Consider the following 18,966-nt stretch of genomic DNA (forward strand, 5'->3'; position numbering starts at 1 on the left):
CATAATGTTTTCAAAATATATCTTTGCTAATATGATTTTAGACTATAAAAACAGCACCATACATTTTACTACCGAAGGAAAAGGACAATCTGTTGTTTTACTGCACGGTTTCTTAGAAAGCGTAAATATGTGGAATGATTTAGTTCCAAAACTAACTAACGCACACCAGGTTATTTGCATCGACCTCTTAGGTCACGGACAAACAGAATGTTTAGGTTATGTACATACTATGGAAACTATGGCCGAAGCCGTTTTTACTGTTTTAGAATATTTAAATATTGAAAAGGCACACTTTATTGGCCATTCTATGGGCGCTTATGTTGCTTTAGCTCTCGCTGAAAAACACCCAAATCTATTTAACGGACTCTGTTTAATGAATTCTACATTTGAAGCCGATACAGAAGAACGAAAACTAATTAGATCTAGAGCTTGTAAAATGGCACAAACCAATTATGAAGCTTTAGTAAAAATGTCCTTTGCTAATTTATTTACAGCTGAAAGTAAAATTAAACATGAAGCCGATTACAATAAAGCACTTCAGCAAGCCTTATTAACACCTGTTCAAGGTTACATTGCTGCACAAGAAGGTATGAAGCTACGGCCAAACTATATAAAACTCTTTAAAAAACTACCAATAAAGAAAATTATAATTATTGGAGAGGAAGATGGCTTAATAGATAGCGATTCTCTAACTCTTCAAATTAAAAACACAGATATAGATTACGCACTAATATCCGGTGGACATATGAGCTATATTGAAAATAAATCAGAATTAACTTACAGATTGTTACACTTTATCGAAAAATAAAGTCTTTTAACGCTTTGTTTTCGTATATTTTTTATGTTTACGTAAGAAAATTAAATATCACAAGTATGGCACCTAGCAAAATCTACTGTGATTTATTTGGTCATAACTACGAAATCACCAAAAAAGTCACTAACCACGTAAACGAATACACTTGTAAATGCTGCAAAAAACAGTTAACTACAGGTAGTAACGGAAAGCTCACAGAATTAACACCTAAACATCAGGACATAAACTCTGCTTTAGAGCGTATATACAACCATAAATCGTTACGTTTAAAGCAAAAAACACTCCGTTCGTCGATTTATTAATTGTTGATAACTTTTTTTCTACTATTTTTATTACATTCCAGTTCCATTTAATAGCGCACTAACTCCTAAGAAGACTCGTTAATGAAAAAACTTTATTGCGCATTGTTTGGACATAATTACAAAGTGTCCAAAAATGTAACCTATCACGTAAAAGAATATCAGTGTAAAAATTGTAAAACTGAAAGAACAATTGATGGAGACGGAAAGTTTATTCCTTTAACTCCAAAATTTAAAGAAATTAACACCGTACTAAATCACGTACACAACAAGCGACTAGAGAAAGGGCAAAAAGTCTTTATGATTGATCTTTAAGCGCATTCCAACCTTTAGCTATAATAGGAATTTTCTCTTCACTTCTAGTAACTAAATGCATTCCTCTGTCTTCTTCTGTCATAAAACCAATAACAGTTAAATTAGGATTTGCCTTAATTTTAGGAAAATCTTCTTGAGATATAGTCATCAATAATTCATAATCCTCGCCACCACTCAAAGCAATTGTAGTACTATCTATATTAAATTCTTCACAAGTAGAAATAACCTGAGGATCTAATGGAATCTTATTTTCATAAAGATCAACACCTACCTTACTTTGCTTACATAAATGTATCACTTCTGAAGATAAACCATCACTCACATCAATCATACTCGTTGGTTTAACATCTAATTCTTTAAGTAATTCAACAATATCCTTACGAGCTTCAGGCTTTAATTGTCTTTCTATAATATAAGTATACATCGACAAATCTGGTTGATTTTGCGGATTCACTTTAAAGACTTCTTTTTCGCGCTCTAAAACTTGTAATCCCATATATGCTCCACCTATATCTCCAGATAGAACTAACAAATCATTAGGTTTAGCACCAGATCTTAAAACTTCATCACCTTTTTCAACTTCACCGATAGCGGTAACAGAAATAATTAAACCAGAAGTTGAAGAGGTCGTATCACCACCAACGACATCTACATTGTAAACTTGAGCAGCAGTTGTAATACCTGCATATAATTCTTCTAAAGCCTCTAAAGGAAAACGGTTAGATACAGCTATAGAAACAGTAACCTGAGTTGCTGTTGCATTCATAGCATAAATATCAGAAAGATTAACAACAATAGCTTTATAACCTAAATGCTTTAACGGCGCATAACTCAAATCAAAATGCACACCTTCGACAAGCAAATCAGTAGAAACAACAACTTGCTTCTTATCAAAATTAAGTACAGCAGCATCATCACCAATACTTTTAATTGTGGATTTCTGTGTGACTTTAAAATGTTCAGTTAAGTGCTCAATTAGTTTAAACTCTCCTAATTCACTCAAAGGAGTTCGCTGTGGGTTTTTATCTTCAATCATAATGCAAAAATATTATGCTTTTTTTTAATAAGCTGAATTAAAACAATTATTTATAAAACAATTTAATAATAATTTAAAGACACCAAACAGAACAACGGCTATAAACAGTTAATAAAAGACACTCTAAACAACTTAAATTCAAACCTTAATAATTCATTTCCGATTAAAAAAACATAAGATTTTTGAGATAAATCGACTCAAAACCAACAAAACAAGTGCATTTCATCGAAAAATTAAGCACTTCAACCTGTAGCAATCAAAATTTATATAAATTGCTCATCCCCAAACACCCTAACTAATGAAACCTAAGACTACCAAAGCTCTACCTTGTGCTATTTTTGGCCATAATTATGTAAAATCTAAAACAAATATAGATCACACGATAGAGATGACATGCACACATTGCGACACAGTTGTTGTTACAGATCATCATGGAAATTTTGAAAACAATACTGTTGCAAACAAACAAATCTCAGAAACATTACAAGAATTATATCGACTTACAAAATGCATCGCAAAAACAAAAGTCGCATCCTAATTCACTTTTCTACTTGGCCTTTACTTGGTTAACCTACTATAGTCAACGCTTATCTAACCATATACTAATATAATGTTAGTACCTATGGTTAAACACTTGCTATATTGTATATTTGCATTCTATTTAGAATTAATCTAGCTATGAAATATGATTAAAGTCTCTGAACATGCAAAAAAGAAAGTCATAGAACTTATGACTGATGATGGCTTCGACCCAAGCACCGATTTCGTTAGAGTTGGTGTAAAAAGTGGTGGTTGTTCTGGTTTATCTTATGATTTAAAATTTGATAAAACACAACTAGAAGACGACAAAATCTTTGAAGTAAATGATATAAAAATCATTGTAGACAAAAAAAGCTTCCTTTATCTCATTGGTACAACCTTAGAATATTCAGGTGGACTAAATGGAACAGGTTTCGTATTTAATAACCCTAATGCAAATCGTACTTGTGGTTGTGGAGAATCTTTTTCTCTTTAAATCAAGAAATCAAAATTACCTCAACCTTCCAATTCGGAGAAGCTTAAACAAACGTAAAAATTATTATGAGTAAATATACAGAAGACGATCTTAGAGAAGAATTAAAAACCAAAGAATACGAATATGGTTTTTTCACAGATATAGAATCTGAAACTTTCCCTATTGGTCTAAATGAAGAAATTGTTATCGCTATTTCTAAGAAAAAAGAAGAGCCAGAATGGATGACCGAATGGAGACTAGAGGCTTTTAAGGCTTGGAAAGAAATGACCGAACCAGAATGGGCAAATGTACATTACAAGAAACCAGACTTTCAATCCATAGCATATTATTCTGCACCAGTTGCAATAGACCCTAATAAAACATTAGACGATGTAGACCCAGATCTATTAGCAATGTATAAAAAGTTAGGGATATCTGTAGATGAGCAGAAAAAAATGAACAATGTTGCAATGGATATTGTTGTAGACTCTGTTTCTGTAGCAACTACTTTTAAAAAGACTTTAGCTGAAAAAGGAATTATTTTTATGTCTATTTCTGAAGCTATAAAAGAGCATCCAGAATTAGTAAAAAAATATATAGGAACAATTGTACCTATTAAAGATAACTTCTATGCGGCTTTAAATTCTGCTGTATTTAGTGACGGATCATTCTGTTATATTCCAAAAGGTGTAAAATGCCCAATGGAATTGTCTACTTACTTCAGAATTAATCAAGGAGGAACAGGACAATTTGAAAGAACACTTCTTGTTGCAGACGAAGGAAGTTATGTTTCTTATTTAGAAGGTTGTACTGCCCCAAGCAGAGATGAAAATCAATTACACGCTGCTGTTGTAGAGCTTATTGCTTTAGATGATGCTGAAATAAAATATTCAACAGTACAAAACTGGTACCCTGGAAACTCTGAAGGTAAAGGTGGTGTTTACAATTTCGTAACAAAAAGGGGGCTTTGTGAGAAAAACGCAAAAATTTCTTGGACACAAGTTGAAACGGGTTCTGCTGTAACATGGAAATATCCTAGCTGTATATTAAAAGGTGATAATTCAGTAGGTGAATTTTATTCTATTGCTGTAACTAATAATTATCAGCAAGCAGATACAGGAACTAAAATGATTCACTTAGGTAAAAACACAAAATCAACTATTATTTCAAAAGGTGTTTCTGCTGGTAAGTCACAAAACTCGTATCGTGGATTGGTTCAAATAGGACCTAGAGCAGATAACGCTCGTAACTTTTCACAATGTGATAGTTTATTAATGGGTAACGATTGTGGCGCACACACATTCCCATATATAGAAGCAAAAAACAAAACAGCAAAAATAGAACACGAAGCAACAACAAGTAAAATTGGTGAAGATCAAATTTTCTATTGTAACCAAAGAGGTATTGATACTGAAAAAGCTATTGCATTAATTGTTAACGGTTTTAGTAAAGAGGTATTGAATAAGTTACCAATGGAATTTGCAGTTGAAGCTCGTAAATTATTAGAGATTAGCTTAGAAGGTTCTGTTGGATAACAAACCTAAAGTTGGTCACTAAGCTTAGTTGAAGCAAAAGTATTATAGATATAAAATTTAAATATGAAAAAAATCAACTTAATCATCGTTTTAGCTTTAGCATTATTTGCTTGTAAAAACGAACCAAAACAAGAAGAGGTAAATCTAGAAGCAAATCGTGCAAAATCTTACGATCAAAACGATGGGTTTATTACTTTAAGAGGTGAATTTGTGTATTATGCAGATGCAGCAGTATTACAAACCGCGAATGAAATTTACGGTGTAGTAATAGACCAGAATATGCACCAACTAGATAAGCAAGTAAAAGCTTATAAAAAAGAAGATACAGATATGGTACCTGTTACCGTCAGAGTTAGACAGTTTGAAAAAAACGAAGACGAAGAAGGATGGCAGTACCGAGTAGAAATAAAAGAAATTTTAAAGGTGGAAGCACCTGATCCAGAATCAAAAGACGTTATAAAATTAGCAAAATAAGACTATGTTAAAGATTAATAATTTACACGCAAGTATAGGAGATAAAGCCATATTAAAAGGAATAAATCTTGAAGTAAAAGCAGGAGAAGTTCATGCTATTATGGGACCAAATGGTTCTGGTAAAAGTACTTTAGCTTCAGTAATTGCAGGTAAAGAAGACTACGAAGTTACTGAAGGTTCTATATTATTAGAAAATGAAGATATAGAAGATTTAGCTGCAGAAGAAAGAGCACACAATGGCGTATTCTTATCATTTCAATACCCTGTAGAAATACCTGGAGTTAGTGTAACTAATTTTATAAAAACAGCTATTAACTCTACTCGTAAAGCTAAAGGTTTAGAAGATATGCCTGCTAAAGACATGTTAAAAATGATTCGTGAGAAATCAGAATTATTAGAAATTGACCGTAAGTTTTTATCACGTTCTTTAAACGAAGGATTTTCTGGTGGTGAAAAGAAAAGAAATGAAATTTTTCAAATGGCAATGTTAGAGCCTAAATTAGCCATTTTAGATGAAACTGATTCAGGATTAGATATCGATGCTTTACGTATTGTTTCTAATGGAGTTAATAAATTAAAATCTAAAGACAACGCTGTAATTGTAATTACACACTACCAACGTTTATTAGATTATATCGTACCAGATTTTGTTCACGTTTTATTAAACGGAAAGATTGTAAAATCCGGAGGTAAAGAATTAGCACATGAGCTAGAAGAAAAAGGTTACGATTGGATTAAAGAAGAAGTAAACGCATAAGCTTAGCTTGTCATTCCTGAAAAATCAGGAATCCATAATAAACTTATAAGTTAACATTAAAAAGATTCCTGCTTTTGTAGGAATGACAGAAATATGGAATTAAAAGAAAAATTAGTATCGTCATTTATGGCATTTGAAGATAATGTAGATGTACACTCTTCTATACATGACATACGAACAGAAGCTATAAAAATATTTGAAGCAGAAGGTTTTCCTACTAAAAAACAGGAAAACTGGAAATATACATCATTAAATTCCGTTTTAAAACAGGATTATAGTGTATTTCCTAAAAGCGAAAAAGCACTTGAATATAAAGATGTTAAAGAATATTTTATCCATGAAATTGATTCGTATAAAATCATTTTTGTAGACGGAAAATATTCATCACACCTATCTCAAACAACACACGATGGTTTAGATGTCTGTTTAATGTCTGCTGCTTTATCTAAGCCTAAATACAAAGTAATCATTGACAATTACTTTAATAAAATAGCTAACAAAGACAGCTTATCTTCTTTGAATACTGCATTCTCTATGGAAGGTGCTTACATCAATATTCCAAAAAACAAAGTTGTAGATAAGCCAATTCAAATTATACATTTTTCAACAGGTAACGAAGCTGCAATGCTATTACAACCTCGTAATCTAATTGTTGTAAATGAAAATGCACATGTGCAAATTATTGAACGTCACCAGAGCTTAACAGAAAATGCTGTTTTAACGAATTCTGTGACTGAAATTTTTGCTAATAAACGTGCCATAGTTGACTATTATAAAATTCAAAATGACAACCAAAGTGCCTCTTTAATTGATAGTACTTTTATTAACCAAAAACAAGAAAGTTTAGCCAAAGTGCATACATTTTCTTTTGGAGGTAAATTAGTAAGAAACAATCTTGAATTCTACCAAAACGGTGAGCGTATTGATTCTACAATGAAAGGCATAACCATTATTGGTGATAAGCAACATATAGACCATAATACTTTAGTGCATCATATTGAACCAAATTGCGAAAGTCACCAAGATTACAAAGGTATTTTTGATGATAAATCTACAGGGGTATTTAATGGTAAAGTTCTTGTTGAAAAATTAGCACAGAAAACAAATGCTTTTCAAGCTAATAACAATATTTTAATTAGCGATAAAGCAACTATTAACACAAAACCTCAACTTGAAATTTTTGCAGATGATGTAAAATGTTCTCACGGTTGTACTATTGGTCAATTAGATGAAAGCGCAATGTTTTACTTACGTTCTCGTGGTATTCCAGAGAAAGAAGCTAAAGCATTATTAATGTTTGCATTTAGTAATACCGTTTTAGATTCTGTTAAAATTCCAGAAATGAAAACAAGAATCACTAAACTTATTGCCGAAAAATTAGGCGTAAATATTGGGTTTGATTTATAAACTAAAATTTTAAACCTGTTTTGTTTCAACAGCACGACAGGTTTTATATTTAAATAAACTATGTTCGACGTACAAAAAATAAGAAAAGACTTCCCTATCCTTAATCGTAAGGTTAACGGAAAACCATTAGTATATTTTGATAACGCCGCAACATCGCAAACACCTCAGCAAGTTATAGATGTTATTGTAGATTATTACACAAACTACAATGCAAATATTCATAGAGGCGTTCATAGTCTAAGCCAAGAAGCAACAGACGCTTATGAGCAAGCACGTATTAAAATTCAAAAACATTTTAATGCCAAGCAACCCTACGAAATTATTTATACAGCAGGTACAACTCATGGTATTAACTTGGTTGCTACAGGTTTTACTTCATTATTAAATAAAGGCGATGAGATTATAGTATCTGCCTTAGAACACCACAGCAATATAGTGCCATGGCAAATGCTTTGCGAACGCACAGGTGCAATTTTAAAGGTCATTCCTATGAATCAGGATGGCGAATTAATTCTACCAGAATTTGATGCTTTACTAAACGAAAACACAAAATTAGTCTTTGTAAATCATATTTCTAACGCTTTAGGAACTATAAACCCTATTGAATATATTATAGAAAAAGCACATAGTGTTGGAGCTGCTGTTTTAGTAGATGGCGCACAATCTTGTCCGCATTTAAAACCAGACGTTCAAGCATTAGATGTTGATTTTTATGTTTGTTCTGCACACAAAATTTGTGGACCAACTGGAGTAGGCGTTCTTTACGGAAAAGAAGAATGGCTTAAAAAATTACCACCCTACCAAGGTGGTGGTGAAATGATAGACCAAGTAACCTTTGAAAAAACAACTTACGCTGGACTACCACATAAATTTGAAGCAGGAACACCTAATATCTGTGGAGGTATTGCTTTTGGAGCTGCTTTAGATTACATGAATAATATTGGCTTTGATACTATTGCTAAATATGAAAATGAACTTTTAGATTACGGTACAGAAGAATTGCTTAAAATTGAAGGCGTTAAAATTTACGGTACAGCAAAAGAAAAAACCTCAGTAATCTCTTTTAATGTTAGCACTATTCACCCTTATGATATCGGAACTATTTTAGACAAAATGGGTATCGCAGTTCGTACAGGTCACCATTGCGCACAACCTATTATGGATTTCTACAAGATTCCAGGAACTATAAGAGCTTCCTTTATGTTCTACAATACTAAAGAAGAAATTGACGCTTTTATTGTTGCGCTTAAAAAAGCAATCATGATGCTTTCTTAAACCTTGGCATTAAAAGTGTAACTTAAATCGTTAAACACTTAACAGATGAAATTTTTACTTAGTTTTTTTACCTTTATTTTGACATTCATCTCTTGTGATTCGTCTAAAAAAGCCCTTGAAAACAGCAAACAAATGCAAGAAACACCTTCGGGCAACTATTACATAAACCAAATTGGTGATAACAATGTCTCTTCAAACAAAATAGCTATTCATTTTGATGAAGCTACGAATAAAGTTACAGGGTTTTCTGGATGTAATAATTTCTTCGGATCATATAATGTAGAAAATAACAACATCAGCTTTTCTAATATTGCTACTACAAAAAAAATGTGCAGTAAAGATGTTAATGCCATTGAAAAACAGGTTCTAAAACACTTAAATTCTATCAATACTTTTTCTATCAAAAATGATGTAATTTCATTTTCAAATAATGAAAAAGTATTAATAACAAAAATACCTCAAACTATTCCTTTAGAAAAAAATAAAAAAAGCGATATCAATTACCAGACCTCTGTTAATTACAAATATTACTCAAGAAACTCTTTTGATTATATCCTTATTTCAAAAGATCAAATTTTAATTTCAAAAGACGAAAGCCTTATCAATAATGAGACCTTTCAAATTGAAACAAAGGATTGGGAGGCCATAAACGAATTAGTAGAAGCTATTGATTTAGAAACACTCTATAAGTTAACACCACCATCTACAAAACATCAATATGATGGAGCACCGCACGCAAATCTGTCTATTACTGTTGGAGACCAAATGTACATGACAAAAACTTTTGACCACGGTAATCCACCACAAGCTATTGAAAATTTAGTTAATAAAGTGTTATCCGTAAAAGAAAAACTAGCAAAGCAATAGCGATTTTGTAATTTTGCCACAAACAATGAGACTATGACTATTGAAGAAGTACAAAACGAAATTATTGACGAGTTTTCTATGTTTGAAGATTGGGAGGAACGTTACCAATACATGATAGATCTAGGTAAAGACTTACCAATAATAGAAGAAAAATATAAGACCGAAGATAATATTATTAAAGGTTGCCAAAGTAAGGTTTGGGTTCATGCCAATATGCAAGACGATAAAGTAAACTTTACTGCAGATAGTGATGCCATTATAACTAAAGGTATTATTGCGATATTGATCAGAGTATTTTCTAACCAGCATCCTAAAGCAATCCTTGATGCAAACACCGATTTTATTGATAAAATTGGCTTAAAAGAACATTTATCACCAACAAGAGCTAATGGCCTTGTAAGCATGATAAAACAACTAAAATTGTATGCTATTGCATACCAGACACAATTGAATTAAGTTTAAATATTAGAGTTTTACATCACTAAACTCTAAATCTTTAAACACATAAACTAAAAAAATGAGCGATAATACTATAGATACGGCAGAATTAGGAGAGAAAATCCTTAGAGTTTTAAAAACAATATACGATCCAGAAATCCCTGTAGACATCTACGAACTAGGATTGATCTATGATGTTTTTATAAATGAAGATTATGAGGTTAAAATCTTAATGACACTAACAACGCCTAATTGTCCTGTTGCAGAAACTTTACCTTTAGAAGTAGAAGAAAAAGTGAAGTCTCTCAACGAGGTTAAAGATGCTGAAGTAGAAATTACTTTCGATCCACCATGGTCTCAAGAATTAATGAGCGAAGAAGCTAAGTTAGAGCTTGGAATGCTTTAATTAAAATTTATAAATGCCAAGAAGACATTTTACATCACTAAAAGACGATAAGAAAACAAATTTCAAATCGTCTTTTAATGCTTTAGTATATATTCCTCGATTTTTTAAAGAAATTTGGAAAGTCAACAAAAGCTTATTTCTTTTATCTGCATTCTGTAGATTAATAGGTGCCGTACTTCCTGTTATTATTTTATGGATAGGAAAACTGATTGTAGATGAAATTATCTTACAAATCTCATTAGACAATCCAGATTATTACACACTTTGGACTTATGTTGGGACCGAATTTGGCTTAATCATCCTTTCAGATTTAATAAGCAGAGCCATTTCATTAACTGATGGTTTACTTGGTGACGAGTATAATATAACCAGCTCTGTTACTATTATAAAAAAGACCAATCAGATTAATATTAGTTTATTAGAAGATTCTGAATTCTACGATAAATTAGAACGTGCCAGAACACAAACCAACGGACGTGTTGGACTTATGTCTAACGTACTTTCTCAAGTACAAAGCGGTATTTCTATCGCCACACTTGTTGCAGGTTTAATTTATTTTGAACCGTATTTAATAATTCTGTTGGTTCTAAGTATTATCCCTTCATTTATAAATGAGGTACGCTTTAGCCAACAACAATATTCATTAGCACGAAGCTGGACTTCTGAACGTCGAGAATTAGACTATTTACGTTTTATAGGTGCTAACGATAAAACAGCAAAAGAAATTAAGCTTTTTGGCTTGACAGATTTTATTGTGAATCGTTTTCAAAACCTGTCCGAAGAATATTACCAGCTTAATAAAACACTAGCCATAAAGCGTTCTGCACTTGGCTTTCTATTCAACGTTTTAGGTTCTATTAGTTATTACGGAGCTTATGTGTTTATTATCTATCGCGTACTATCAGGAACAATAACCTTGGGTGAATTAACCTTTTTATCAGGTGCATTTAACCGCTTAATGAAGAATTTACAAGACTTCTTTTCTAAGTTTACGCGTATTTCGGAAAGTGCCTTATATCTTAAGGATTATTTTGATTTTATTGATATTTCAATCGTTTCGAAATCAAAAGAAGATATTAAATTACCAAAACATATTAAAATAGGCTTTGAATTTAAAGATGTTCATTTCGCTTATCCTAATTCTGATAATGAAATTCTAAAAGGAATCACCTTCACATTAAAAGCAGGCGAAAAACTCGCTTTTGTAGGTCAAAATGGTGCCGGAAAAACCACATTAATAAAACTACTATTGCGTTTTTACGAACCTACTTCGGGTGAAATATTATTAGACGGCGTTAATATTAATCGTTTCAACATAGCCGAATATCAGGAATATTTTGGTGTTATTTTCCAAGATTTTTTTCGATATGAATTTACCGTAAAAGAAAATATAGCCATTGGAAATATTAACGAAATAGATAACCAAGCTAAAATTGAAAATGCTGCAGAACTAAGTCTGGCTAACGATGTTGTTAAAGAACTAAAAAAAGGCTACAATCAACAATTAGGAAAACGCTTTTTTAACGGGCAAGAATTATCTGGAGGACAATGGCAAAAAGTAGCCTTAGCAAGAGCTTATATGAAAAACGCAGAAGTTATGGTTTTAGATGAACCAACTTCCGCTTTAGATGCAAGAGCAGAAAGCGACGTTTTTGAACGTTTTATTGGTTTAACCGAAGGAAAAACGAGTATTATTATTTCGCATCGTTTCAGTACTGTTCGTCAAGCCAATAGAATTTTGGTATTAGAACACGGTAAAGCTTTAGAAATTGGAACCCATGAAGAACTCATGAAAAACCAAAACCTGTATGCTGAATTGTTTACACTACAAGCAGAAGGCTATCAATAAAATAATTACCTTTAAATTATGGCAGAAGACATTATAAATAGAGTTGCAAGTAGCAAACTAAGAGTTATAGATTTAGAAGATTACTATCCTAAAGGGAAACGTGTTCTTTTTGATATAAAAGATTGGTTATTGGAAGGCTTTGTACTTCGTGAAAAAGAATTTAGAGCTTATGTTGCAGCACAAGATTGGTCCCAATACCAAGATTGTTTTGTAGCACTACACTGCTCTACTGATGCTATTGTACCCGATTGGGCATATATGCTTATTGCTATAGAACTAGAAACCTACAGTCAACAAACTATTATAGGTACTTTAGATGAATTAGAATCTTTACTTTACGCTCACATTATTTCTAACTTAGATGCTTCAGAATATGAAGGGTTTCCGGTGATTATAAAAGGCTGTTCTAACAAACCTGTACCAGCAAATGCATTAGTACTACTCTCTCAAAAATTAAAACCAATTGCCAGATCTATTATGTTTGGCGAGGCTTGCTCTGCTGTTCCTCTATATAAAAAACGATAGAACATAAGCAAACCTTAAAATTTTATTAAAATCTATTTTTGAGTTGGCTTACTAGATGAAAACAAAATAATTTTACACCTTTAAATTATATTATTATCGAATATAAATTGTGACTTCACTCAATAAAATGGGTCTAACAATAGAGTAATTTAATTAATGTAACCTAAAACAATAAAAAATTAAAATTTACCTTATTATGAATATCAACAAGAAATTATTTTTATCAGCATCGTTAATGTTAGCCATTAGCTTTGGTTTTTCTCAAACAAAAGAAGAATTACAAACTCAAAAAGCCGAGAAACAAGCAGAAGCAAACAAGTTTCAAGGAGAAGCTAATGCTTTACAAGCACAAATTGACGCTTTACCAGGTTGGAGAACAGGTGCTTTTGGTACCATTGGTGGTAACTTATCTGAATTTAGCGACTGGTACTCTCAAGGAACACCAAATAACAGTTCTGGAAATATTGGAATTTCTTTTAATGCATTTGCAAATAAAATTGAAGACAAATATTTTTGGAGAAACGCTTTAACTACAAATTTTGCATGGGTAAAATTAGATGATAAAGATGATAATACGGACAGCGATTCTTTCGAATCTACTACTGATGTCTTTAATATTTCTTCCCTTTACGGTAGAAATATCACTAAAACAATAGCTATTTCAGCTTTAGGAGAATACAGAACAACACTTTTAGATAACTTTAATGATCCTGGATATTTAGACCTTGGTATTGGTGCAACATGGACACCAATTGAAAACCTAATCGTAGTAGTACATCCTTTAAACTACAATTTTGTTTTTGCTGATGAAGACACTGTTTTCGAATCTTCTTTAGGTGCTAAAATTGTAGCAGATTATACAAGACAAATTGGAGCTATCCACTTCAAAACAAACCTATCTGCTTTTCAAAGCTATGAATCTTCTGATTTATCTAACTGGACATGGACAAACTCATTTAGTTATAAATTATGGAAAATGATTGGTGTTGGTTTTGACTTTGGTTTACGTAGCAACAAACAAGAAGCTTTAAATTACATACAAAATCTACCTGTTGCAGATGGAGGTAATCCTTCAGAAACTTTCGATTCTGTAGACAATAAATTACAATCTTATTACACTGTTGGTTTATCATACTCGTTTTAATTAACCAACTTATAAAAAGTACAAAAGCCTGTCTAAATTATCTTTAGACAGGCTTTTTTATGCAATTACATCACAACTTTAGTTGAACTTCTTTTTCTTATCCTTCTTCTTAAACAAGCGTTTAATAAAGCCATCTCGTTTAGTTGGCTCACAATCTAAATCTTCTAATACTTTATTTGAAGGTTTTTCAAACTTAGCCCTTGTTATCGATTTATAGTCGTTATCCTTGTTTAACTTCTGATAGAATTTGGCAAAAATCGGTAAAGCCGAATTGGCACCTTGCCCCATTCCTGTAGATTTAAATCCAATACTATGGTTGTCATTACCAACCCAAGTTATAGTGACTAAATTTGGCGTTAAACCAACAAACCAACCATCTTTATTGTTTTGTGTAGTTCCTGTTTTACCTGCAATATCATTGGTTAAACCATAAGTATTTCTCAATCGTGTTGCGGTTCCTTTATTTACTGTAGATTTCATCATCTCTAAAAGCACTTGCCTTGTATAATCACTGAAGGCTTGTTTTTCGGCAATTTCAGGTTCGAAGGTTGCAATAACATTTCCGTTTTTATCTTCAATTTTAGTGATATAATAAGGAGTAACGGATTTACTTTTATTTAAGTAACTCGCATATGCACCTGTTAATTCTTTCAAATTAATTTCAGCAACACCTAATGCTAAAGAAGGTTCTTCGGGCATTTCTTTTGTGATTCCTAGTTTTTCAACTTGCGCAATCACCTTTTCAATCCCCACTTCTTCTAACACTTTAACCGAAATGGTATTAACGGAATTACTTAAAGCATTTTCTAAATTGTAATTGATATAAATGTCTTCCTCTTCGCTTCCTGAATTGGTCGGTGTCCAATCATCATAATTAGTATAGGTTACTTTGTTCAATGAAAAATAGGTACACGGATTTAATCCATTATCAATAGCAGCGGTATATACAAAAGGCTTAAAGGTAGAGCCGATTTGGCGCTCACTTTGCGAAATATGATCGTATTTAAAATAGCGATAATCAATGCCACCAACATAAGCTTTTACGGCTCCTGTTTTTGGCTCAATAGATAGCATTCCTGTATTTAAAAACTTTAGATAATGCTTCAAACTATCTAGTGTAGATATATTTTTAATCGTATCGCCTTGCCAAGTAAATAAATCTGTTGGTCGTTTAATGCTTAAAGAATCTTTAATTTGTTGATCCGTAAGTCCTTTTTCTTTGTAAGCTTTTACCTGTGGTAATTTATTAATTTCACTTTCTAGAAGTTTCCTATTTGTTTCCCAAGGTCCAAATTTCCCGTAAGAACTTTCAAAAGCAGCTTGCAATTTACTCATGTGCTCTTGCATGGCCATTTCTGCCAATTCTTGCATTTTGTAGTCTAGAGTGGTATGTACAATAAGTCCATCTTTATATAAATCATACTTTTCACCATTTGGTGTTTCTAAAGTATCTAAAATAGATTCTAACTGCTTTTTAACTTCAGCTCTAAAATAAGGGGCTAAACCTACATCGTGATTAAAAGAGCGATAATCTAATTCTAACGCCTGATCAGAATAATAAGCTAAGGAATCTTCAGACAGATAACCGTAATTCTTCATCTGAAATAAAACCACATTACGTCGGTCTTTACTGCGATCTAAGTGTACTCTGGGATTGTAATAGGTATTCGCTTTTAGTGTCCCAACTAAAGTTGCTGCTTCATTAATAGAAATATCTTTCACCGATTTATTAAAGAATTTAAGCGATGCACTTTCTATACCATAGGTATTATCGGAAAATGGAACCGTATTAAGGTATAGGGTTAAAATTTCGTTTTTAGAATAAACCTCTTCAATACGTTGTGCTACAATAGACTCTTTAAACTTATTAATTAGCATACTAAAAAATGCATAATTCTTCCTTCCATATAAATTTTTAGCCAACTGAAGCGTTATTGTACTTCCTCCTCCGGCTGATTTATCTTGAAGAATTAAATTCTTAACAAACACACGCATTAAACTAATATTATCTATACCGTCGTGCTCATAAAAACGAGAATCTTCTGTCGCAACTAAGGCTTCAATAAGATGTTTGGGTAAGTCTTCAAACTTTACAGGTTGTCTGTCATAAATATAGTATTTACCTATTAATTTTTCGTCTTTATCTAAAAGCTGCGTGGCTTGTTCTTGTTTAATAGAACTGATATCGTCTATGGTTGGAACTTTTCCAAAAAAACCAGCATATATGCTAATGTATAAACCAAAAAGAAATAATAAAATGGCTGCTATTAAAATAACGAGCCATTTTATCCATTTGCTTTTTAATATCTTTTTAATCGAAGTTTTAAAACGCGATTGGGAAGTATTCATAAAAAGGAAAGGTTTTTATTCTATATCTTCAACATCTGGATATAGGAAATGATTGTATGGAAAACGGGTCACATGGATTTCTCTGACTTCTTTATAAACACGTTTTCTAAAATCGTCCATGTTCTCTTTATTTAATGCTGAAATAAATAAAGCATTATCACCTACCCTAGACATCCATGTTTTTTTCCATTCGTCAATAGTAAAATTAGCTTCTGTGCGTACTTCAACTAAATCTTCTTCGTCAAAAGGTTCTGGCTCATAAGCATCAATTTTATTAAAAACCATGATAGTTGGCTTGTCTTTACTATCAATTTCGTCTAAAATCTGGTTAACCGAATCGATGTGCTCTTCAAAATTAGTATGAGAAATATCTACAACGTGAAGTAATAAATCAGCTTCGCGAACTTCATCTAAAGTACTTTTAAAAGATTCCACCAATTGGGTTGGTAATTTTCTAATGAAACCAACGGTGTCACTCATTAAAAATGGCAAATTACCAATCACTACTTTTCTAACGGTAGTATCTAAGGTGGCGAACAATTTATTTTCAGCAAAAACATCACTTTTACTAATCACATTCATTAAAGTAGATTTCCCTACATTGGTATAACCAACCAACGCCACACGCACCATTTTACCACGATTACCACGTTGTACGGCTTGTTGTTTATCTATAACTTTAATCTTTGCTTTTAATAATGCTATTTTATCACGTACAATACGTCTATCTGTTTCAATCTCTGTTTCACCAGGTCCACGCATTCCTATTCCCCCTTTTTGACGTTCAAGGTGTGTCCACATTCCTTTTAATCTTGGTAGTAAATATTCACACTGTGCCAATTCAACCTGTGTTCTAGCATAACTCGTTTGTGCACGTTGTGCAAAAATGTCTAGAATAAGGTTGGTTCTATCAAGAATCTTGCAATTTAGTATGCCACTGATGTTTCGTTCTTGAGCTGGTGATAATTCATCATCAAAAATAACGGTACCTATATCATTTGCTTCAACGAACAACCTTACATCTTCCATTTTTCCTGTACCAATAAAGGTTTTAGGATTAGGAATAGCCATTTTTTGTGTGAAACGCTTTACTACTTCACCACCAGCAGTAAAGGTTAAAAACTCTAATTCATCTAAGTATTCTTTAGATTTTTCCTCATCCTGGTTTTGAGTTACAACACCAATGAGTACTGCTTTTTCTAAATCTATATCTTTTTTTTCTATCATATTTAAAGTAAAGTACAAAGTTAAGCATTTGGTTTATCCCAATATAATGTTTAAAAACCTATATTTAATCCCTATGAATAATACACCTCCAAATTACACTATTGCATTCTATAATATCGAAAATTTATTTGACATAGAAAACAATAACCTAATAAATGATAATGACTTTTTGCCAACATCTAGAAAACAATGGACAAAAAAGCGTTACGAAAATAAAATATTGAAATTAGGGTCCGTAATTTCTAAAATAGGTAATGATAATAATGAAACGTCACCCATATTAGTTGGCTTAGCTGAAGTCGAAAATAAGAAAGCGCTTTCCGACTTAATCAATAGTCCTGATCTTAAAGGTGAAAACTATAGTTATATACATTACGACTCTCCAGATGAAAGAGGAATTGATGTTGCATTACTATATAAGAGTGCTATATTTAAAGTAAGCCACTCTGAAACTTTCTCTGTGTATCTTGAAAGAGAAAATGGAGAACAAGATTATACTAGAGATATCTTACTAGTAAAAGGTGAACTTAATAATGAAAAAATTAATGTCATTGTTAATCATTGGTCTTCACGAAGAGAAGGGATTAAAGAAACCGAATTTAAGCGTATTGCTGCCGCAAATGTGGTTAATTCCGTTATTAAATCGTTAAAAAAAGATGATCTAGATGCAAAAATAATTGTAATGGGAGACTTTAATGATAATCCCAATACCAAAAGCATACAATTACTAGAAGACGAAAGCCTTCTTTTTAATCCTTTTAAAACGGTTTGGTCTTATGATAATGGAAGTTCTAGTCATAATTTTCAATGGCAATTATTCGATCAAATTTTGTTTAGTACTAATTTTTTTGACCCCAATAACTCCAAACTAGCATTCCATAATGCTCAGGTTTTTAACAATAAATTTATCACTCAGCAGCAAGGTCGGTACAAAGGCCAACCTTTTCGAACTTTTGTGGGGCAAAAATACCATGGTGGTTATAGTGATCACTTTCCTGTTTTCATTGAATTAAAGCCTTCATAAAAAATCCACAGACCATTTATCGATTAATCTTGTAGTTAATCTATTTTAGCAGTGTTAACAAGATGTTAATAGACATTTTTTATATATTCGGGTTTGTATTGTATGATCGTCTAACTAGCGAAATCAGTACATTTCACACCTCTTATTCTCTACAAAACCAACAAAACTATTTGTAATCAACTAGTTACAAAAAGAAAGTGTTTTATAGAGAACGAATAATTTTCAACAAAC

The 18,966-nt window shown here is 32.0% G+C and carries 20 protein-coding genes; 17 read left to right on the plus strand and 3 right to left on the minus strand.

The window, feature by feature from the left end; translation table 11 throughout:
* Positions 1–31 precede the first annotated feature (31 nt).
* The 3 genes from H0I32_RS07495 (at position 32) to H0I32_RS07505 (ending at position 1,428) form a co-directional block, all read left to right on the plus strand.
* Positions 32–808 carry an alpha/beta hydrolase gene (locus H0I32_RS07495; RefSeq protein ID WP_179312903.1) on the plus strand — a complete coding sequence of 259 codons (777 nt, stop codon included), beginning with the start codon at positions 32–34 and terminating at the stop codon, positions 806–808.
* A gap of 65 nt (positions 809–873) precedes the next feature.
* Positions 874–1,116 carry a hypothetical protein gene (locus H0I32_RS07500; protein ID WP_173587469.1) on the plus strand — a complete coding sequence of 81 codons (243 nt, stop codon included), beginning with the start codon at positions 874–876 and terminating at the stop codon, positions 1,114–1,116.
* A gap of 81 nt (positions 1,117–1,197) precedes the next feature.
* Positions 1,198–1,428: a DUF1660 family phage protein gene (locus H0I32_RS07505; protein WP_179312293.1), complete on the plus strand. Its 231-nt coding sequence runs from the start codon at positions 1,198–1,200 to the stop codon at positions 1,426–1,428.
* Here the strand turns inward: H0I32_RS07505 and thiL are convergent.
* A complete protein-coding gene (thiL, locus tag H0I32_RS07510; RefSeq protein ID WP_179312291.1) occupies positions 1,412–2,464 on the minus strand; it encodes a thiamine-phosphate kinase in 1,053 nt (350 codons plus the stop codon). The genes H0I32_RS07505 and thiL overlap by 17 nt on opposite strands.
* A gap of 298 nt (positions 2,465–2,762) precedes the next feature.
* Here thiL and H0I32_RS07515 point away from each other — a divergent pair, with 298 nt between their 5' ends.
* The 13 genes from H0I32_RS07515 to H0I32_RS07575 all read left to right on the plus strand — a co-directional run bounded on the left by H0I32_RS07515 (position 2,763) and on the right by H0I32_RS07575 (position 14,135).
* Positions 2,763–3,002, plus strand: coding sequence for a hypothetical protein (locus tag H0I32_RS07515; protein ID WP_173587472.1), 240 nt, complete (start codon positions 2,763–2,765; stop codon positions 3,000–3,002).
* Positions 3,003–3,149: 147 nt separating this feature from the next.
* Positions 3,150–3,479 (plus strand): HesB/IscA family protein, encoded by a 330-nt coding sequence (locus H0I32_RS07520; protein ID WP_173587473.1) that lies wholly within the window; start codon positions 3,150–3,152, stop codon positions 3,477–3,479.
* Positions 3,480–3,544: 65 nt separating this feature from the next.
* Entirely contained in the window at positions 3,545–4,993 is a 1,449-nt protein-coding gene (sufB, locus tag H0I32_RS07525) for a Fe-S cluster assembly protein SufB (RefSeq protein WP_173587474.1), read from the plus strand.
* Positions 4,994–5,056: 63 nt separating this feature from the next.
* A complete protein-coding gene (locus H0I32_RS07530) occupies positions 5,057–5,467 on the plus strand; it encodes a hypothetical protein (RefSeq protein WP_179312289.1) in 411 nt (136 codons plus the stop codon).
* Between the two features lie 4 nt (positions 5,468–5,471).
* On the plus strand, positions 5,472–6,224 hold the full coding sequence (gene sufC / locus H0I32_RS07535; protein WP_173587476.1) for a Fe-S cluster assembly ATPase SufC: 753 nt from the start codon (positions 5,472–5,474) through the stop codon (positions 6,222–6,224).
* A gap of 93 nt (positions 6,225–6,317) precedes the next feature.
* Entirely contained in the window at positions 6,318–7,631 is a 1,314-nt protein-coding gene (sufD, locus tag H0I32_RS07540) for a Fe-S cluster assembly protein SufD (RefSeq protein WP_179312287.1), read from the plus strand.
* Positions 7,632–7,691: 60 nt separating this feature from the next.
* Complete coding sequence (locus H0I32_RS07545) at positions 7,692–8,906, plus strand: aminotransferase class V-fold PLP-dependent enzyme (RefSeq protein WP_173587478.1); 1,215 nt, start codon at positions 7,692–7,694, stop codon at positions 8,904–8,906.
* 45 nt (positions 8,907–8,951) lie between these two features.
* Positions 8,952–9,773, plus strand: coding sequence for an META domain-containing protein (locus H0I32_RS07550; protein WP_179312285.1), 822 nt, complete (start codon positions 8,952–8,954; stop codon positions 9,771–9,773).
* Positions 9,774–9,806: 33 nt separating this feature from the next.
* Positions 9,807–10,229 carry a SufE family protein gene (locus H0I32_RS07555; protein WP_173587480.1) on the plus strand — a complete coding sequence of 141 codons (423 nt, stop codon included), beginning with the start codon at positions 9,807–9,809 and terminating at the stop codon, positions 10,227–10,229.
* 61 nt (positions 10,230–10,290) lie between these two features.
* Complete coding sequence (locus tag H0I32_RS07560; protein WP_173587481.1) at positions 10,291–10,617, plus strand: DUF59 domain-containing protein; 327 nt, start codon at positions 10,291–10,293, stop codon at positions 10,615–10,617.
* A 13-nt stretch (positions 10,618–10,630) separates the two neighbouring features.
* On the plus strand, positions 10,631–12,466 hold the full coding sequence (locus H0I32_RS07565) for an ABC transporter ATP-binding protein (RefSeq protein ID WP_179312283.1): 1,836 nt from the start codon (positions 10,631–10,633) through the stop codon (positions 12,464–12,466).
* Between the two features lie 18 nt (positions 12,467–12,484).
* Positions 12,485–12,991, plus strand: coding sequence for a DUF2480 family protein (locus tag H0I32_RS07570; protein WP_179312281.1), 507 nt, complete (start codon positions 12,485–12,487; stop codon positions 12,989–12,991).
* A 196-nt stretch (positions 12,992–13,187) separates the two neighbouring features.
* Positions 13,188–14,135 (plus strand): DUF3078 domain-containing protein, encoded by a 948-nt coding sequence (locus tag H0I32_RS07575; protein ID WP_173587484.1) that lies wholly within the window; start codon positions 13,188–13,190, stop codon positions 14,133–14,135.
* Positions 14,136–14,213: 78 nt separating this feature from the next.
* Here H0I32_RS07575 and H0I32_RS07580 read toward each other — a convergent pair whose 3' ends face one another.
* Both H0I32_RS07580 and hflX read right to left on the minus strand, forming a co-directional pair.
* The gene (locus tag H0I32_RS07580) at positions 14,214–16,484 is read right to left on the minus strand and encodes a penicillin-binding protein 1A (RefSeq protein WP_179312279.1); all 2,271 of its coding nucleotides are present in this window, start codon (positions 16,482–16,484) and stop codon (positions 14,214–14,216) included.
* 15 nt (positions 16,485–16,499) lie between these two features.
* Entirely contained in the window at positions 16,500–17,711 is a 1,212-nt protein-coding gene (gene hflX / locus H0I32_RS07585) for a GTPase HflX (protein ID WP_179312277.1), read from the minus strand.
* Between the two features lie 73 nt (positions 17,712–17,784).
* On the opposite strand from hflX, the gene H0I32_RS07590 reads away from it, so the two are divergent.
* On the plus strand, positions 17,785–18,735 hold the full coding sequence (locus H0I32_RS07590) for an endonuclease/exonuclease/phosphatase family protein (RefSeq protein ID WP_246293546.1): 951 nt from the start codon (positions 17,785–17,787) through the stop codon (positions 18,733–18,735).
* The last annotated feature ends 231 nt before the right edge of the window (positions 18,736–18,966 follow it).

Source organism: Winogradskyella sp. HaHa_3_26 (genome assembly GCF_019278425.1).
In the GTDB taxonomy this organism is placed as follows: domain Bacteria; phylum Bacteroidota; class Bacteroidia; order Flavobacteriales; family Flavobacteriaceae; genus Winogradskyella; species Winogradskyella undariae.

Coding starts and splice junctions, on each gene's coding strand:
- H0I32_RS07495 (WP_179312903.1), top strand. CDS start 32: ATGATTTTAGACTATAAAAACAGCACCATACATTTTACTACCGAAGGA.
- H0I32_RS07500 (WP_173587469.1), top strand. CDS start 874: ATGGCACCTAGCAAAATCTACTGTGATTTATTTGGTCATAACTACGAA.
- H0I32_RS07505 (WP_179312293.1), top strand. CDS start 1,198: ATGAAAAAACTTTATTGCGCATTGTTTGGACATAATTACAAAGTGTCC.
- thiL (WP_179312291.1), bottom strand. CDS start 2,464: ATGATTGAAGATAAAAACCCACAGCGAACTCCTTTGAGTGAATTAGGA.
- H0I32_RS07515 (WP_173587472.1), top strand. CDS start 2,763: ATGAAACCTAAGACTACCAAAGCTCTACCTTGTGCTATTTTTGGCCAT.
- H0I32_RS07520 (WP_173587473.1), top strand. CDS start 3,150: ATGATTAAAGTCTCTGAACATGCAAAAAAGAAAGTCATAGAACTTATG.
- sufB (WP_173587474.1), top strand. CDS start 3,545: ATGAGTAAATATACAGAAGACGATCTTAGAGAAGAATTAAAAACCAAA.
- H0I32_RS07530 (WP_179312289.1), top strand. CDS start 5,057: ATGAAAAAAATCAACTTAATCATCGTTTTAGCTTTAGCATTATTTGCT.
- sufC (WP_173587476.1), top strand. CDS start 5,472: ATGTTAAAGATTAATAATTTACACGCAAGTATAGGAGATAAAGCCATA.
- sufD (WP_179312287.1), top strand. CDS start 6,318: ATGGAATTAAAAGAAAAATTAGTATCGTCATTTATGGCATTTGAAGAT.
- H0I32_RS07545 (WP_173587478.1), top strand. CDS start 7,692: ATGTTCGACGTACAAAAAATAAGAAAAGACTTCCCTATCCTTAATCGT.
- H0I32_RS07550 (WP_179312285.1), top strand. CDS start 8,952: ATGAAATTTTTACTTAGTTTTTTTACCTTTATTTTGACATTCATCTCT.
- H0I32_RS07555 (WP_173587480.1), top strand. CDS start 9,807: ATGACTATTGAAGAAGTACAAAACGAAATTATTGACGAGTTTTCTATG.
- H0I32_RS07560 (WP_173587481.1), top strand. CDS start 10,291: ATGAGCGATAATACTATAGATACGGCAGAATTAGGAGAGAAAATCCTT.
- H0I32_RS07565 (WP_179312283.1), top strand. CDS start 10,631: ATGCCAAGAAGACATTTTACATCACTAAAAGACGATAAGAAAACAAAT.
- H0I32_RS07570 (WP_179312281.1), top strand. CDS start 12,485: ATGGCAGAAGACATTATAAATAGAGTTGCAAGTAGCAAACTAAGAGTT.
- H0I32_RS07575 (WP_173587484.1), top strand. CDS start 13,188: ATGAATATCAACAAGAAATTATTTTTATCAGCATCGTTAATGTTAGCC.
- H0I32_RS07580 (WP_179312279.1), bottom strand. CDS start 16,484: ATGAATACTTCCCAATCGCGTTTTAAAACTTCGATTAAAAAGATATTA.
- hflX (WP_179312277.1), bottom strand. CDS start 17,711: ATGATAGAAAAAAAAGATATAGATTTAGAAAAAGCAGTACTCATTGGT.
- H0I32_RS07590 (WP_246293546.1), top strand. CDS start 17,785: ATGAATAATACACCTCCAAATTACACTATTGCATTCTATAATATCGAA.